Below are 16,697 nucleotides of genomic sequence, written 5' to 3'. Positions count from 1 at the left end.
CTACTCTTCCTTTATATTAAAATGCATCACGGATACATCATTTTTTTCAATTCATCTAAAGCTTCAATTGCTGCTAAATTGCCTGTCGTTCCAAATAAACGCTCTTCTAAATCATAAACACGGTTATTTTTAACCGCAGCAAAGTGTTTCCAAATATCATTTGTTTTAAATTCTTTATCAAACATTTTTACAACCTCATCAGGCATACCATGAGCTGCTCGTAAAATAATATCTGGATCAGCTTTCTTTAAATACTCTGTATTAGAAGCTAAATATTCTACTTGTTCACCTTGCACAATATTTTTACCACCTAATTGTTTTACTAAATCTCCAATATAAGAATGCTCTGTTGCTACTAAATAACTTCCCGGCACACCTAATAAAATAAGCACTGTCGGTTCTTTCTTTCCTTTTACTTCCTTTTGAATGCTAGCAACCTTTTTATCTAACTTAGTTACTACTGCTTCAGCCTGTTTTTCACGTCCATATTTCTTACCTAAATCGCTAATAGAACTTTGCATATTTTTTAAACTCGTTAAATCTAAAAAGTTTGCTTTCATACCCACACCATCAAAAACTGGCTTTAATTCGTATTCAAGTGTTGTCACAGATAACACTTCTGAAGGCTTTAATGACTTTACCTTTTCCATATCTGGACTCATTGGATTCCCAACTTCAGGTAAACCTTTATATCGCTTCGGTAAAGTTTTAGAACTTGTTGGAACACCGACTAAATCTACTTCTAACGCATCCATAATTTCAGTAACAGCCACTGTTGTTGCAACAACGCGCTCTTTACTCTCACTCTTTACCTGCTTTGCTGTTTCTTTTTTTGGTGACGAGCACCCGGCTATACTCATTAACAAAATGATAGCCATTAGTACACTTACGATTTTCTTCACTCTCAATCACCACTCCCTTCCATACAATATGAAACAAGTCTTGATGCACGCGAACATGCATCAAGACTCCAAAAATTACAATCTACCTGCTCTATATTTACGAACTAGTAAAGCAAGTGAACCTAGCAGTAACACCATATATAAACCAAGTTGTGCTGTATCTGCAGTTTTTGAGTTTTTCTCTTTTTTTGAATCATTTTTTGTATCTTCTTTTTTCTTCTGACCATCTGCATTTCGGTTAAAATCAGGAGTACCTACTGTTTTTACATTATCTACTTTCGGTGTAGTCACTGGATTTTCCGGTTCATTCTTCGGTTCCTCTTTAATAGTTCCTAACGCGCCGATATTATTTGTATCAAATTGAATTTGTACATCGTAGAAATGATGATAGTTCATCTCATCGATGTCTACCTTTACTTTTGCGTTTAATTTTTTAAATAGATCTTCTACTTCAAACTGTACTACTCGCGTATTTGCATTTTTATCTTCGCTTACTACTTTCGCATCAGCGAATAGTTCCTTGTTTTCCGTTTGGAATTTCGTAATCCACGCACTATTTTTCAGCGTCATCTCAATGTATTTTTTACCATCTTTTACGATTAATTTCGCTGGATTTACAACATAGTCATGCATCTTTGAAATTTCATCTGTTTTATCTTTTAATACTTTAAATGTAATATCATATTGGCCATCTACTAAATTTTTCGGATCAACTATTACTCTCGGGTTATTATTTCCACCTTGGTTGTTGTTTCCACCTTGGTTGTCGTTTCCGCCTTGGTTGTCGTTTCCGCCTTGGTTGTCGTTTCCACCTTGGTTCCCTAAAGCTTTAATACTGTCTTGATCAAATACAAATTGAACATCGTAGAAATGGTGATAATTCATTGAATCAATATCAACTTTTACTTTTGCATTTAATTTTTTAGACAAATCGTTTACTTCTACTTCTACTTCTACTACTCTTGTATTTTGTTCTTTATTTTCACTTAACACTTTTGCATTAACGAAAGAACCATTCTTCTCAAATTCAAATTTCGTAATCCATGTACTATTTGTTAATGTAAACGATACGTATTTCTTACCATCTTTTACTTTTAATACACCTGGGCTTTTTGTGTATGTGTTCATCATTGAGATTTCATCTGTTTGATCTTTTAACACTTTAAAGCCAATGCTGTATTCACCATCTTTAAGAGCTTTTGGATCAATTGTTGTGTTATTATCTTGGTTATTGTTTCCACCTTGATTGTCGTTTCCACCTTGGTTGTTATTTCCGCCTTGATTGTCGTTTCCACCTTGGTTGTTGTTTCCGCCTTGGTTGTTGTTTCCGCCTTGGTTGTTATTTCCACCTTGGTTGTTGTTTCCGCCTTGATTGTCGTTTCCACCTTGGTTATCTAACGGCTTAATGCTACCTTTATCAAATGCAAATTGAATATCGTAAAAATGGTGATAATTCATTGAATCGATATCTACTTTTACTTTTGCATTTAACTTTTTCGATAAATCTGGCACTTCTACTTCCACTACGCGTGTATCAGCTTTTTTATCTTCACTTATTACATTTGCATCAACAAACGAACCATTTTTCTCAAATTCAAATTTTGTAATCCAAGAACTGTTCGTTAACGTAAATGATACATACTTCTTACCATCTTTTACTTTTAGCACACCTGGACTTTTTGTATATGTGTTCATCATTGAAATTTCGTCTGTTTGATCTTTTAACGTTTTAAAATTGATGCTGTATTCACCATCTTTAATTGTTTCAGCATCTGGTTTTTTATTTTCATCTGGTTTTTCTACTTCTGGTTTTTCTACTTCTGGTTTTTCTACTTCTGGTTGTTTCTCTTCATTTTTAATTTGTTCAAGTTTATCTTGTTCAAATAAAAGTTGTACATCATGCGTTTGCTTATAATTTCTTGATGCCATTTCGATAAATACTTTTGTATTTAGTTTTTTAGATAAATCGTTTACTTCAAACTCTACTACTCTTGTATCTTTTTCCTTATCCTCACTCACTACTTTTGCATCAACAAATGCGCCATCTTTTTCCGTTTGGAAATTTTTAATTAATGAGCTACTTTTTAGTGTTACAATTGCTTTTTTCTTACCGTTTTCTACTTTTAATACTCCTGGATTTACCATGTAAGTATTCATCTTAGATTCTTCATCTGTTTGATCTTTTAATACTTTAAATGGAATGCTGTACGCACCATCTGTAATTGTGTTAGAATTTGGTTGTTGATCTGGGTCAGGCTTTTGGTCGGGCTTCTGACCTGGATCGGTAGTTTCATTTGGATCTGGCTTATTAGCTGGGTCCTCTTTTTCATTTGGTTTTTCTACATGAATTGGTGTAATGCTATTTTGATCAAATGCAATACGAACGTCGTACTCATGATGATAATTTAAAAAATCAATATCTACTTTTACTTTTGCATTTAATACCTTCTCTACATCTTCTACATCAAATTCTACTACTCTTGTATCTTTTTCTTTATCTTCACTAATTACATTTGTCGCAACTAGCTTACCTGCTTTTTCTGTTTCAAACTTCGTAATCCATGAACTATTTGTTAATGTAAAGGATACTTTCTTTTTCCCATCCTTCACTTTTAAAGTTCCCGGGCTTACTGAATATTGATTCATCATTGATTCTTCATCTGATGTATCTTTTAAAACTTTGAAGCCAATTGAATATTCACCGTCAGCCAACTTGGTAGCTGCTTGAACTGCAAGTGGTTGTAATGTTGATACGAATGTAAATATCATTAAAAACATAGCAACAATAATTTTTGTATACCTGTTCAATGGAACGACTCTCCCTTTTGAAAATTATTTAATACTATTCCCATCAAATACAAAGCGAATATCATACGAAGCATTATAATTAATAATTGGAATATTAATTTTCACCTTGCCATTTAGTTTTTTTGACAAGTCAGCAACTTCAAATTCTACAACTCTAGTATTATCTTTTTTGTTTTCACTTAACACGGTTGTTTCTACAAATTGACCATCTTTTTCTACTTGGAAACTTTTAATAGAAGCACTATCTTTCACTTTAAATGAAACATATTGTTTTCCATTTTTAACTGTTAATGTTGCTGGGCTTTCAAAATAACTATTCATTCTAGACGATTCATCTTTATCGCCTTTCCATACAGTAAAAGCAATATTATATTTTCCATCAGCTAGTTTTGTAGCAGCCTTTGCATCTTGTAAACCTAGTGTTGCGATAAACGTAAATAAAACAGCAAATACGGCAATAATCATTTTAAATTGTTTAAACATATATTCATCACCCTTCAAAAGATTTATTTACTCAACTTCACTTTACGAATTAAGAAAGCACCTGAAATAAGAATTAACGCTGCAAACAATCCAATACGTGCTTCATCGCCTGTTTTTGGATTATCTGTTTTTTCAGCTTTTCCATTTTCATTTTTTGTTTCTTTGTTCACTTCTTTAGCTGTTTCCTTACTCTCTACTTTTGTTTTCTCTTCTTTTACTTGTGTATCTGTTTTCGCTTGATCATTATTTTTTGTAGTAGCAGCTATGCCGTTATCGCCACCTACAGCTTTTACATTTGCATCAAAAGCAAAACGAATTGTGTAGTGGTGGTCATAGTTTGCATTTGGTACAACAACATGAATTTTTACAGCTGCCGGTTTGGATAAATCATCTACTTTAAACTCTACTGTTCTTTTATCTGCCGATTCATCTTTACTAACAACTTTCGCATCAACAAAATCCCCGTTCTCTGGTGCTTTAAATTCTGTAATCCAAGCACTATGATTCATCGGAACTTGTACTCTCATCTCACCGTTTTTCACTACTAATTTTGCTGGCTTTTCAAAATAGTCATTTGCCATTGAAGCTGAATCATTTTCCGCTTTTTGAATTACGTAATTAATATCGTAAGTACCATCAGCTAGTTTTGCTGAAGCATTTCCGTATGGCATTACAAGAAAAGCTAGCATACATACGAACGTTATAATAAAAGCGGGTAATACAGAAACCTTTTTCATTTTTCTTGTTTCCTCCTTGGTTATCTTTCATTTCACTTTTTGAAAATGATAATTATTCTCAATTTATAAGAAAAAAATAATCTCTTTTACCTATTATTTAATTAGCATTCTTTTATGTAACATAAGTATTATTGATTATCATTCTCATTGAATATTAAAAATAATATCTCACCCTATTCCTTATACAAAGGCATAGAAACTGAGAAAAAATTATAAAACTTTTTTATTGATTATCATTCTCAATATAAATCAAAAAAAATAAACTATCTCTTCGCCTCTTCTTTCACCTCTTCCCATAACAACACTATAGTTATAGAAACCCCTTATCCCTCACTTCCCTTCCAATATTTCCACAACTAAGTCAATCTTAGCCTACTCATAAATTTTTTGTCAACTATATTACGTATAAAATTTTTAATATCTGAATTTCTCTATATATGGCTTTTTCTACAAAAAAAGAGACTTTCTATTATAGAAAGCCTCTTTTCTCTATTTTTCTACAGCAATTTCCTGCTTTTGAAACTTAGAAACTATATAACCAAATCCTATACCGATTATGCCTGGAACTAACCAACCAATTCCTACACTATATAATGGAATCTTATCTAAAATAGGTGCTAGCGCTGCAATTTGAAGGTTTGCATTGTGTAATCCATCAAAGAAACTGATTGCAAATGCTCCTACAATCCCCCCCACATACATCGCTAATGGAAGACGAACGTAGTTTTCAACAAGTGATAATACGATAAGTACGATTCCAATTGGATAGATAGCGATTAAGATTGGTAATGCTAATGCATTTAACTGAGTTAACCCAAGATTTGCTACCATAAATGCTAATACACAGAAAATGAAAACGACTTTTTGATAAGAAAGCTTTGGTAATAAGGAAGAGAAGTAATCACCACAAGCTGCAACAATACCTACAGAAGTTGTTAAACATGCTGCTGTAATTGCGATCCCTAGTAATAAAGTTCCGTAACTGCCAAATAAATGATTCACCACATTTGTTAAAATAATTCCTCCGTTTGCGCCCATTCCAAGTGACACACTAGAAGCTCCAAGATAAGCAAGCGCTAAATACACAAGTAGTAGACCAAGCGCTGCAATAAATCCTGCAAAGATTGTTACTTTTGCAATACTATTTTTATTTGTAATGCCTTTTTCTTTTAACGCATGAATTACAACATTTCCGAATACAAGTGCTGCAAGTCCATCTAAAGTTAAATATCCATCAATAAATCCTTTGAAGAGAGGAGCACTATACACTTCTGTCGGTGCACCAAATTCTCCAATTGGTGTAATAAGTGCTTTACCTACGATAATTGCAATAACAGCTAATAATATTGGAGTTAGCACTTTACCAATACGCCCCACTAATTTCGAAGGATTTAAAGCTAAATAGAAAGTTACTGCAAAGAAAATAAGTGTAAAGATAACAAGTGGATATGACTGACCTGCTATCTCACTTGGTAAAAACGGTGCAACACTCATCTCATAAGCTACTGTTCCTGTACGCGGCACACTTACGAATACGCCTAAACATAAATAAATGGCAGTGATAAAAACAAGTGCGAATATAGGATGTACACGTCCTGCTAGCTCATTAATATCTCCCTTTAAAGCTATAACAATTACGCCTAATAAAGGTAGTCCAACGCCTGTTACAATAAAACCAAACAGCGCGATCCATACGTCCGTTCCAGCACCTTGCCCTAACGCTGGTGGAAAAATCATATTACCTGCACCAAAAAACAGTGCAAATAACATTAAACTTATTGCAAACATCTCTGAAAACTTTAAAGATGATTTCATTTCTACTAACCTCCTAAAATAATTAATTGACAAAATATTCTGAAAAAGAATCCGTCACATATCCTCTTTCAAGCACACTTCCCCGTAAAAGAACGCAAAAAACACCCGTCCCTAACAAAGGGACGAGTGTTGAAATCGTGGTTCCACCCTTATTCTAATAAAATGAATTTATAACGAAATAAGCTCATTTTATAGCTCGTGTAAATTGATAACGGTTTTATCCGCCAAGAATTACAATGCATCATGCATGCAGTTCACTCTTGAAGTTTAGAGGTGGTAAGCTTGTCTTTTCGTATTAGGAAGCTCACAGCCTAAGGCTCCCCTCTCTGAGAATCGTAAAATACAACTCATGTCCTCATCATTACTTTTATAAAATATCTTGTCGAAACTTGTTGTTTTTTATTATATGGGCTATTTTTTAAAAAATCAATAGTTTTATTTTTTCTGACAAAAAATATTGGGAGAAAACTTTTCCTCCCTATAACTGATCTATTAGAATGTCTATTTCCTCCGATGTAACGCTCCTCCACTTTCCTACTTCAAGCTCATTTAGCTCTATATTCATAATGCGTACTCGCTTTAGCTTTATTACAGTAAACCCGAAAGCACGGCTCATTCTACGAATTTGCCTGTTCATCCCTTGCGTTAAAATGATACGAAATGTTGATTGATCGACTCTCGTCACTTTACACGGCTTCGTCATACCATCTTTAATCTTTACACCGCTGGACATCTCATTAATAAACCAGTCCGTAAAAGGTTTATCGACTGTGACAACATATTCTTTCTCGTGCTCATGATTACCATGTAAAATTTGATTCGCAATCGTACCGTCATTCGTTAATAAGATAAGTCCTTCTGATGCTTTATCTAATCGCCCAACTGGAAAGATTCGCTCTGGATAATTGATATAATCAATAATATTATCTTCAATATGATCGGCTGCTGTACAAGTAATTCCGACCGGCTTATGAAAGGCTATATACACCTTCTCTTTCTCTTCTTTTGCAATAACCTGCCCATCAATCGTTACTACATCACCATCGCTCACGAGTGCACCGTGCGTACATATTTCGCCGTTAATAGCCACGCGTCCAGCTTTAATGAGGCGATCTGTTTCACGTCTTGAGCAGGATTTTGCTTCGCTTATGTATTGGTTGATTTTCATGTTTTATTCCTTTTCACATATATTAAAAGCGTCAATCTATGGCAATATCATTATGCCACGATTGACGCTTTTTCAATTCGCAAAAACAACTAAATAAATAACCCCAATCACCAAAAATATTCCACAACAAGCTAACAATACTTTTGCAAGTTTGTCCATAAACATATAATGGTTTCCCCTTTGTTTCGTTGTTTTCTATTTTAATTCGACAACTGTTACGCCTAGGCCTCCCTCGCCCATGTCACCGTAACGGTAATTCTTCACGCCGCGGTGCTTCTTCAAGTAATCTTGTACACCTTGGCGAAGCGCTCCTGTTCCTTTACCGTGAATGATTGATACACGAGGATAACTTGCAAGCTGGGCATCGTCTAAATATTTTTCAACGCGCATCATTGCATCTTCATAACGTTCACCGCGAAGATCAAGTTCCAATGAAACGTGGTAATCTCTACCCTTCACACTTGCGACTGCTTTTTTCTCTGTTTGCTTCGGTGTGTTAATGTATTCCATGTTAGATTCTTTTACTTTCATCTTCAGAATACCGATTTGTACGCTCCACTCTGTATCACTTACTTTTTCAAGTAATTGACCCTTTTGACCGAACGTTAATACTTTTACTTCATCACCTGCCCGTAACTGTTGTTTCGGCGCAGTGTTTTTTACGTTTACTTTTTGTTTCTTCACAAGCTCTGGCGCTGTGCCTTCTAGACGGCTCTTCGCTTCAATAAGCTCATGATCTTTCACATTTACAAGCTGTGCTTTACGCAATTGACGAAGTTCTTGAATAATACCTTCTGCTTCTTTCTTCGCAGCTTCGACTTTTTCTTCCCCTTCTTTTTGCGCTTTTAATAATTTTTCATCACGCTCATCGTTAAACTCAATAATTTGACGTTGCAACTCACGATGAAGTTTCTCAGATTGTTTGCGAAGTGCCTCTGCTTCGTTCCAGTCACGCTCTGCGTTCTTCTGGCTTTCTTCTAACTTCGCAATCATATTTTCAATTTTATTTGTATCTGTACTAATGTGGTTACGTGCTTGATCAATAACGCGATCAGATAATCCAAGGCGCTTTGAAATTTCAAAGGCGTTACTGCGACCTGGTACACCGATTAATAATTTATAAGTTGGACTTAATGTATTTACATCAAACTCAACACTCGCATTAATAACTTGCTCACGGTTGTATCCGTATGCTTTTAATTCTGGGTAATGCGTCGTAGCAACAACACGAGCACCGCGGTTACATACTTCATCTAAGATCGAAATTGCTAGTGCAGCACCTTCTTGCGGGTCTGTTCCAGCACCTAATTCATCAAATAAAACTAAGCTTTCAAAATCAGCTTTTTCTAAAATATCTACAATGTTCACCATATGTGAGGAGAACGTACTTAAGCTTTGTTCAATCGACTGCTCATCACCAATATCAGCAAAGATGTTTTTAAATACACAAATCTCTGACTCATCCATTACTGGAATGTGAAGACCAGATTGCGCCATTAATACACAAATACCAACTGTTTTCAGCGTAACTGTTTTACCACCTGTATTCGGTCCTGTAATAACAATTGTCGTGAAATCTTTACCTAGCATAATGTTATTTGGCACAATAATTTCTGGATCGATTAGCGGATGACGAGCTTGTCTTAAATCCATATAACGCTCGTTATTTACGATTGGTTTCGTTGCTTTAATTCGCTTCGCATAAAAAGCTTTCGCAAAGATGAAATCAAGATTTGCAACTACTTCTACGTTTGATAAAACGATATCGGCTTCTACTGCCACTTCTTCTGTTAACATTAATAATATACGTTCAATTTCTTGTTTTTCTTTAACTCGTGCTTCTTGTAGTGCATTATTTAATTCTACAATGACTTGCGGTTCAATAAATAACGTTTGTCCAGAAGCAGATTGATCGTGAACAATACCACCATATACGCCGCGGTATTCTTGTTTTACTGGGATTACGTAACGTTCGTTACGAATCGTTACAATCGAGTCAGACAGCATCTTTTGCGCGTTTGAAGAACGCGTCATATTTTCTAACTTTTCACGAATACGACTTTCCGCAGTACGAATTTGAGTACGAATACCACGCAGTTTATCACTCGCGCTATCGACTACTTCACCGCCATCACCGATGCAATTTGTAATTTTCTTTTCTAAATCATATAAAGATACAATTTGAGCGACATGAGTTTCTAAAATCGGAAGCTCGACACCGTTATCAACCATATCTTCAATGAAACGTTTCATATTGCGACTACCATACATCGTATTCGCAATATCAAGTAGCTCATTCGGGCTTAACATGCTTCCAATCTTTGCACGCTTCACATTTGAACGAATATCCGTAATGCCACCTAATGGTGCACTACCTTTTAAACGAATGACTTTCGCTGCTTCATCCGTTGTATCTTGCATTTCTACAATTTCTTCAAAATCAGTGCTCGGCACTAAATGCTTCACTTTATCACGGCCAAGTGAAGAGGCTGTATGTTCAAGTAATTGTTCTTTTACTTTATTGTATTCTAATACACGCAACGTTCTTTCTAACATGTTGCAGGTCCCCCTTGTGTTACTTATTACGTTTAATATAGTCTAATAAACGTTCAATATCCCACGTGTTAATCACGTTATCTTTTTGAATCCAACCTTTACGTGCTGCAGCTACACCTGTTTCCATATCTTCTAACATTTCAAGTGTATGAGCATCCGTATTAATCGCTACTTTTACACCAGCATCTTGTGCTTGTTTTAATAATTTCGCGCTTAAATCTAGACGGTTCGGATTCGCATTTAATTCTAAAACTGTATTTGTCTCTTTTGCGAGTTCAATTAATAAATCTGTATCTACATCATAACCCTCACGGCGCCCGAGAAGACGTCCTGTCGGATGAGCAATCATTGTGACATGTTTATTCTCAAGTGCAGTACGCAGACGCTTCATAATCGTTTCACGGTCTTGTGAGAAGCTAGAGTGGATCGCTCCAATGACATAGTCTAATTCTTCTAATACTTCATCATCAAAATCAAGCGAGGCATCTGGTAAAATGTCCATTTCAATTCCGCGTAAAATTGTAATGTCTGGATACTTTTCATTCATACGTTCAATTTCTTTCGCTTGCTCACGAAGACGCTCTTTCGTTAAACCATTCGCTACTTTCAAATATTGCGAGTGATCAGTAATCGCCATAAACTTATATCCACGAGCACGGCACGCTTGTACCATTTCTTCAATAGAAAAAGCACCGTCACTCCAAGTTGTATGCATATGTAAATCACCTTGTATATCGGAAAACTGAATTAAGTTCGGATACTCTTTAATTAATTCAATTTCTTTTCCATCTTCACGCACTTCTGGCGGAATAAATGGCAGACCGAAATGAGCGAAGAAGTCTTCTTCATTCTCAAATGTTTTCACTTCACCTGTTTCCAAGTTTTCTACACCGTACTCACTAATTTTCTCGCCTCTATCTTTTGCGATTTGACGCATTTTTACGTTATGGTCTTTTGATCCTGTGAAATGGTGAAGAGTTGTAATAAACTCTTCTGGTTTTACTAAACGAAAATCGATTGAAATATCATATTCATATTGAAGACGAACCGAAACTTTCGTATCTCCACTTGCGATTACTTCAATCATATTATCGAATTGTAGTAAATGCTCACGTACCGCTGCTGGTTCTGTGGTTGCAATGATAAAATCTAAATCTTTCACTGTTTCTCTCGCGCGGCGCAAACTACCAGCGCGAGAGAAACGAATTACTTCAGCAATATTCGACAATTTCTCCTCTATTTCCCCGGCAATAGGCAATACCATCGCGATTGGTAAACGCTCTGGACGAGAGCCTACTTGATCGATTGCTTCTAATATTTTCTCTTCTGTCTTCTTACCGAAACCTGCTAAAGCCTGTACTTTATTTTCCTCACAAACAGCTTTTAGCGATTCCATATCAACAACACCAAGTTCTTTATATAACTTAGCTACCTTCTTACCACCAAGTCCTGGTAGTTTTAATAACGGCAATAAGCTACTTGGTACTTCTTTCTCAAGTTCTTGTAATACTTCAGATGTTCCCGATTCTATATATTCTTGAATAACGGCTGCTGTTCCTTTTCCGATGCCTGGAATCTTTGTGAAATCTTCAATTTCAGAAAGACTACGATCGTCACTTTCTAATGCTGCTGCCGCTTTACGAAATGCAGATATTTTAAATGGATTCGCACCCTTTAGTTCCATAAAAAGCCCGATTGTCTCTAATAATTTGATAACTTGTTTTTTATTTACTTTCATCATTGCCCCGCCTTTCTTTCATAGAAAAAAACTTCTCTTTCCGAAAAAAGAGAAGTTATACTCTGCTACCTGTCTGCCATAGTTCCTTCACCTTTTCAGATAGAATCGGTGTATCGTCTACAATTATTTTGCTAATTGATGATTTTTGTAATGGTGTTTGTACTTGTTCAATCGGAAGTATGTTTCCAATGATAATTAAGACAAACAAAATAATATATACTTCTAAAAATCCGAGGATTGCCCCCGCAAACGCATTTACTTGCTTTAAAACCGGTATTTCTGCAAACATATTTAACAAATTACCAAGTAATGAAAGTGCAATTTTAGTGATAATAAACAATATGATAAACGCAAGCGCTTGATAAAATACTGTCTCAATATTATTTGCATCAATCCATTCTGGAACAGATACGTTTTTATCAAATGGATACGGAATAAATTTCGCAAGTGCTGGCGCTAAATCTTTACAGTACCAGTATGCAACAAGGTATGCGATAATAAAGCTTGTTAACTTTACAAGTTGCAGAATAAACCCTCTGCGTAAGCCGAGGAAAAATCCCATAACAAGCAGTAAAATGATAATAATATCAATCATGTTATTCCATTCCTTTTTTTGTCATACTTTCTTTCAATTTCTCATGTTCTTCTTTTAATTTTATGTAATCGTGTATGACGTTTACCGCCGTCAATACCGCTAGTCTACTCGTGTCAAGCGAAGGATTCTTGGCATTGAGTTCGCGCATTTTATCATCCACAATCGCTGCTACCATGCGGATATGACTTGTACTTTCATCGCCAACAACTGAATATTGTTGACCATAGATTTCTACATTAATTCGACTTTTCTTTCCCTTTTGTTGTGACAACTCACCGGCCTCCAATCACGTACAGAATCCTAAAGTTTATCATACCATGAACCTTCATAATATGGAAACAGAAAGAACAATCCGATATGATAAAAATAACAATATAAAAAAAGGGGCGACCATTATGTCAAATTCTATCGTAATTCAAACAAATTCTACAGTAATTGAAGACATGAAACAACAATATAAACATTCGCTTAGCCCGAAAACTCCGCAAGGCGGGATCTTCATGGCAAAGGTACCATCTTGCACGATTACAGCGTATAAATCTGGAAAAGTAATGTTCCAAGGAGGCCGCGCTGAAGCAGAAGCTTCTCGTTGGCAAACTGTCTCTCAAACACCCAAAACAGCTGTAAAAAAAACTGTCGATTCACATCGTTATGCACCGCCTGCTTCCATCAGTACAATGTCTATTGTAGGGTCTGATGAAGTTGGTACGGGAGATTTCTTTGGACCGATGACAGTCGTTGCTGTATATGTAGATGCAAAGCAAATTCCACTACTAAAAGAACTTGGTGTAAAAGACTCTAAAAACTTAAATGACGATCAAATTACTGCCATTGCGAAACAACTTCTACATGTTGTTCCTTACAGCTCTCTTGTCCTTCATAATGAAAAATATAACGAGCTATTTGATAAAGGAAACAACCAAGGTAAGCTAAAAGCCTTGCTACATAATAAAGCTATTACAAACTTATTAGGTAAAATGGCACCTACAAAACCTGAAGGCGTCTTAATCGATCAATTCACACAACCTGATACATACTATAAATATTTAGCAAAACAAAAACAGGTACAGCGTGAAAATGTTTATTTCGCGACGAAAGGTGAAAGCGTCCATTTAGCAGTAGCCGCTGCTTCTATTTTAGCTCGCTACTCATTCGTAAAACAGTTTGACGAACTAAGCAAAAAAGCTGGTATGCCACTTCCAAAAGGTGCTGGTAAACAAGTTGATATTGCTGCAGCTAAATTAATTCAAAAGCTTGGTAAAGAACGATTACCCGAGTTTGTGAAACTGCATTTCGCTAATACGGAGAAGGCGTTTCGCTTATTAAAATAGTATCGACAAAAACAGGAGCCTACAAACTCCTGTTTTTTGTTTCACCCTACTATTGTCCTTATAGTTTTGTGACAATTACAATATACAGATTATTCTAACATATGAGGGGATTCCCATTGCTACTTCTACAAATGATTCTAAATATTTTACTAGGCGATCCACACGAAAGACAGTTCAAAATTAGAGAAAACATTCAGATACTAAGTGAAAAGCCTGCATTCAATAATTTAAAGGAGGGAATTTATATAAACGCTGTAAAAGTGAAAAAGTTATTATATGTTTTCGTACATCTCGTAGGTCCACTTTCTTACTTCATTATTTCTACTGTTTGGGGCACTTTCTTCACTACTAAATCCACATTCGAAAACATATCTGATAGCCTTAGCGTTATGGCCATCTATCACGTGTTCATGAGTTTACTATGGTTTTTCTATTTAGATCGATTAGACAAAGACATAGATCAAATTACAAAAGAGATTAACGATAACAAGATGTAATACATAAAAAGGAGAGCCCCTAAGACTCTCCTTTTTTATGTTAGCTTTGTTTCTGCTTCTTATTAGATGAAGATACCTTATGAGAACCTGTTTCATGTGTCGTCGTTCCTTGTCCTTCTACTTCCGGAGAACCTAGGCTCGATCTTGAATGATCTTTTTTCACTTTTTTACTCATTTTATACTCACCCCTTCGCGTTACTTTTTGCTACGGGGTCATAAACTATGCAAACAAAAAAGCGAGAGGAAATCCTCTCGCTTTTTTCATATTTTAGAACTCAGAAGAACCTGGAGTTCTTGGGAATGGAATTACGTCACGGATGTTAGCCATACCAGTGATGTACATTAGGAAGCGCTCGAAACCTAGACCGAATCCAGCGTGTTTTGTACCGCCGTATTTTCTAAGTTCTAAGTACCACCAGTAGTCCTCTTCGTTCATACCTAATTCTTTAATTCTGTCTACTAAAACGTCCATTCTTTCTTCACGTTGACTTCCGCCGATTAATTCGCCGATGCCAGGAACTAGAAGGTCAGTAGCAGCTACTGTTTTTCCATCTTCATTCATACGCATGTAGAACGCTTTAATGTCTTTCGGGTAGTCAGTTACGAATACAGGGCGTTTGAAGATCTCTTCTGATAAGTATCTTTCATGCTCTGTTTGTAAGTCAATACCCCATTCTACTGGGTACTTGAAGTCAGCACCTGATTCTTGAAGTACTTTAATTGCTTCTGTATATGTGATGCGACCGAAGTCAGAGTTAATCACGTTGTTCATACGCTCTAGAACTGTTTTATCAACGAAGCTGTTGAAGAAGTCCATTTCTTCTGGTGCATGCTCTAATACATATTTCATTGCATATTTCAGCATATCTTCTGTAAGATCCATTACATCGCCTAACTCAGCGAATGCAATCTCAGGCTCAACCATCCAGAACTCAGCAGCGTGGCGAGTTGTGTTTGAGTTTTCTGCACGGAATGTAGGTCCGAATGTATATACATCACGGAATGCTAATGCATACGCTTCAGCGTTCAGCTGTCCACTTACTGTTAAGTTTGTTTCTTTACCGAAGAAGTCTTTTGACTCATCAACTTGTCCGTCTTCACCTTTTGGTACGTTGTTTAAATCTTGTGTTGTTACGCGGAACATTTCGCCAGCACCTTCTGTATCACTACCAGTGATGATTGGTGTGTGAACATGTACGAATCCACGCTCTTGGAAGAACTGGTGAATCGCAAATGCTGCGATAGAACGTACGCGGAACGTTGCAGAGAATGCATTTGTTCTTGGACGTAAGTGAGCGATTGTACGTAAGTATTCAAACGTATGACGCTTCTTTTGAAGTGGGTAATCAGAATCTGATAAGCCCTCGATATCAATTTTTTCTGCTTTAATTTCAAATGGTTGCTTCGCTCCAGGCGTTGCAATTACTTTACCTTCTACTTTCACTGAAGAGCTAAGTGGAAGCTTTGCAATTTCTTTAAAGTTCTCTAATTCTGTATCGAAAACGATTTGAACGCTTTTGAAAAAGCTACCGTCGTTTAATTCGATGAAACCAAATGCTTTTGAATCACGTAAATTACGAATCCACCCTGATACTTGTACTGTTTGACCTGCATACTTTTCTGTATCTCTATACAGACTTTTTACTAATGTGTTTTCCATAGTGAAATTCCCCTTTGCTGATATATTTAAATACAAAAAAACCTTTCATCCATAAAGGGACGAAAGGTTAAACTTCGCGGTACCACCCAATTTGTCATAAAGACCAACTTTAACTCGTATGTAATACATACTTCCCGGTTTGTAACAGGCCGGCTTCCCGTCTAAGTCTACTCTTGAATACAAGATTCAATTTCGGTTAGCAACTCCAAGGTGTTCTTCACATATACCGCCTCATCAGGCTCTCACCGCCCCTGACTCGCTTTGGATTATAGTATATACTACTTTTCCTTATCATCGTCTTTCATTTTGTTAAACTAAAATTAATGTACTACATTCGAGAGAAAGATGCAAGATGCCATAAAATATATAAGCGATTTTTGTAATATATCGACTTACCGACATCTGTC

14 protein-coding genes and 2 other annotated features are annotated in these 16,697 nt (G+C 36.0%); of the genes, 2 read left to right on the top strand and 12 right to left on the bottom strand.

The genetic code is table 11. The features are described from left to right. Window positions 1–26 precede the first annotated feature (26 nt). From isdE to zapA, 10 genes are all read right to left on the bottom strand, one after another. Window positions 27–908 carry a heme ABC transporter substrate-binding protein IsdE gene (gene isdE / locus MHI28_RS24285; RefSeq protein ID WP_001264109.1) on the bottom strand — a complete coding sequence of 294 codons (882 nt, stop codon included), beginning with the start codon at window positions 906–908 and terminating at the stop codon, window positions 27–29. Window positions 909–977: 69 nt separating this feature from the next. Further along, entirely contained in the window at window positions 978–3,710 is a 2,733-nt protein-coding gene (locus tag MHI28_RS24280; protein WP_340828318.1) for an NEAT domain-containing protein, read from the bottom strand. 24 nt (window positions 3,711–3,734) lie between these two features. Further along, entirely contained in the window at window positions 3,735–4,193 is a 459-nt protein-coding gene (locus tag MHI28_RS24275) for an NEAT domain-containing protein (protein ID WP_000476164.1), read from the bottom strand. A gap of 23 nt (window positions 4,194–4,216) precedes the next feature. Next, complete coding sequence (gene isdC, locus MHI28_RS24270; protein ID WP_000757956.1) at window positions 4,217–4,930, bottom strand: heme uptake protein IsdC; 714 nt, start codon at window positions 4,928–4,930, stop codon at window positions 4,217–4,219. Window positions 4,931–5,419: 489 nt separating this feature from the next. Continuing rightward, window positions 5,420–6,745 (bottom strand): branched-chain amino acid transport system II carrier protein BrnQ6, encoded by a 1,326-nt coding sequence (gene brnQ6 / locus MHI28_RS24265; protein WP_000842652.1) that lies wholly within the window; start codon window positions 6,743–6,745, stop codon window positions 5,420–5,422. A 115-nt stretch (window positions 6,746–6,860) separates the two neighbouring features. Further along, window positions 6,861–7,116 (bottom strand) — a binding site (T-box leader). Between the two features lie 107 nt (window positions 7,117–7,223). Next, window positions 7,224–7,913 carry a 23S rRNA pseudouridine(2604) synthase RluF gene (locus tag MHI28_RS24260; protein WP_086413545.1) on the bottom strand — a complete coding sequence of 230 codons (690 nt, stop codon included), beginning with the start codon at window positions 7,911–7,913 and terminating at the stop codon, window positions 7,224–7,226. Between the two features lie 195 nt (window positions 7,914–8,108). Continuing rightward, a complete protein-coding gene (locus MHI28_RS24255) occupies window positions 8,109–10,469 on the bottom strand; it encodes an endonuclease MutS2 (protein ID WP_000893725.1) in 2,361 nt (786 codons plus the stop codon). 19 nt (window positions 10,470–10,488) lie between these two features. Next, on the bottom strand, window positions 10,489–12,207 hold the full coding sequence (polX, locus tag MHI28_RS24250; RefSeq protein WP_000867525.1) for a DNA polymerase/3'-5' exonuclease PolX: 1,719 nt from the start codon (window positions 12,205–12,207) through the stop codon (window positions 10,489–10,491). A gap of 55 nt (window positions 12,208–12,262) precedes the next feature. After that, on the bottom strand, window positions 12,263–12,802 hold the full coding sequence (locus tag MHI28_RS24245; protein ID WP_000565409.1) for a CvpA family protein: 540 nt from the start codon (window positions 12,800–12,802) through the stop codon (window positions 12,263–12,265). Between the two features lies 1 nt (window position 12,803). Further along, complete coding sequence (zapA, locus tag MHI28_RS24240; RefSeq protein WP_000082701.1) at window positions 12,804–13,073, bottom strand: cell division protein ZapA; 270 nt, start codon at window positions 13,071–13,073, stop codon at window positions 12,804–12,806. Window positions 13,074–13,197: 124 nt separating this feature from the next. On the opposite strand from zapA, the gene rnhC reads away from it, so the two are divergent. Next, a complete protein-coding gene (gene rnhC, locus MHI28_RS24235; RefSeq protein WP_000071595.1) occupies window positions 13,198–14,133 on the top strand; it encodes a ribonuclease HIII in 936 nt (311 codons plus the stop codon). 245 nt (window positions 14,134–14,378) lie between these two features. After that, the gene (locus tag MHI28_RS24230; protein ID WP_033668924.1) at window positions 14,379–14,630 is read left to right on the top strand and encodes a hypothetical protein; all 252 of its coding nucleotides are present in this window, start codon (window positions 14,379–14,381) and stop codon (window positions 14,628–14,630) included. Window positions 14,631–14,670: 40 nt separating this feature from the next. Here MHI28_RS24230 and MHI28_RS24225 read toward each other — a convergent pair whose 3' ends face one another. Next, entirely contained in the window at window positions 14,671–14,805 is a 135-nt protein-coding gene (locus MHI28_RS24225; RefSeq protein ID WP_000039593.1) for a YuzL family protein, read from the bottom strand. 93 nt (window positions 14,806–14,898) lie between these two features. After that, the gene (gene asnS, locus MHI28_RS24220) at window positions 14,899–16,290 is read right to left on the bottom strand and encodes an asparagine--tRNA ligase (protein WP_000432189.1); all 1,392 of its coding nucleotides are present in this window, start codon (window positions 16,288–16,290) and stop codon (window positions 14,899–14,901) included. A gap of 52 nt (window positions 16,291–16,342) precedes the next feature. Further along, window positions 16,343–16,594 (bottom strand) — a binding site (T-box leader). Between the last annotated feature and the right edge of the window lie 103 nt (window positions 16,595–16,697).

Origin of the sequence: Bacillus sp. FSL K6-0268 (assembly GCF_038005425.1) — a bacterium.
GTDB lineage: Bacteria > Bacillota > Bacilli > Bacillales > Bacillaceae_G > Bacillus_A > Bacillus_A thuringiensis_S.
Note: the sequence above shows the minus strand (reverse complement) of the source record. Positions and strands in the feature narration are given on the sequence as shown.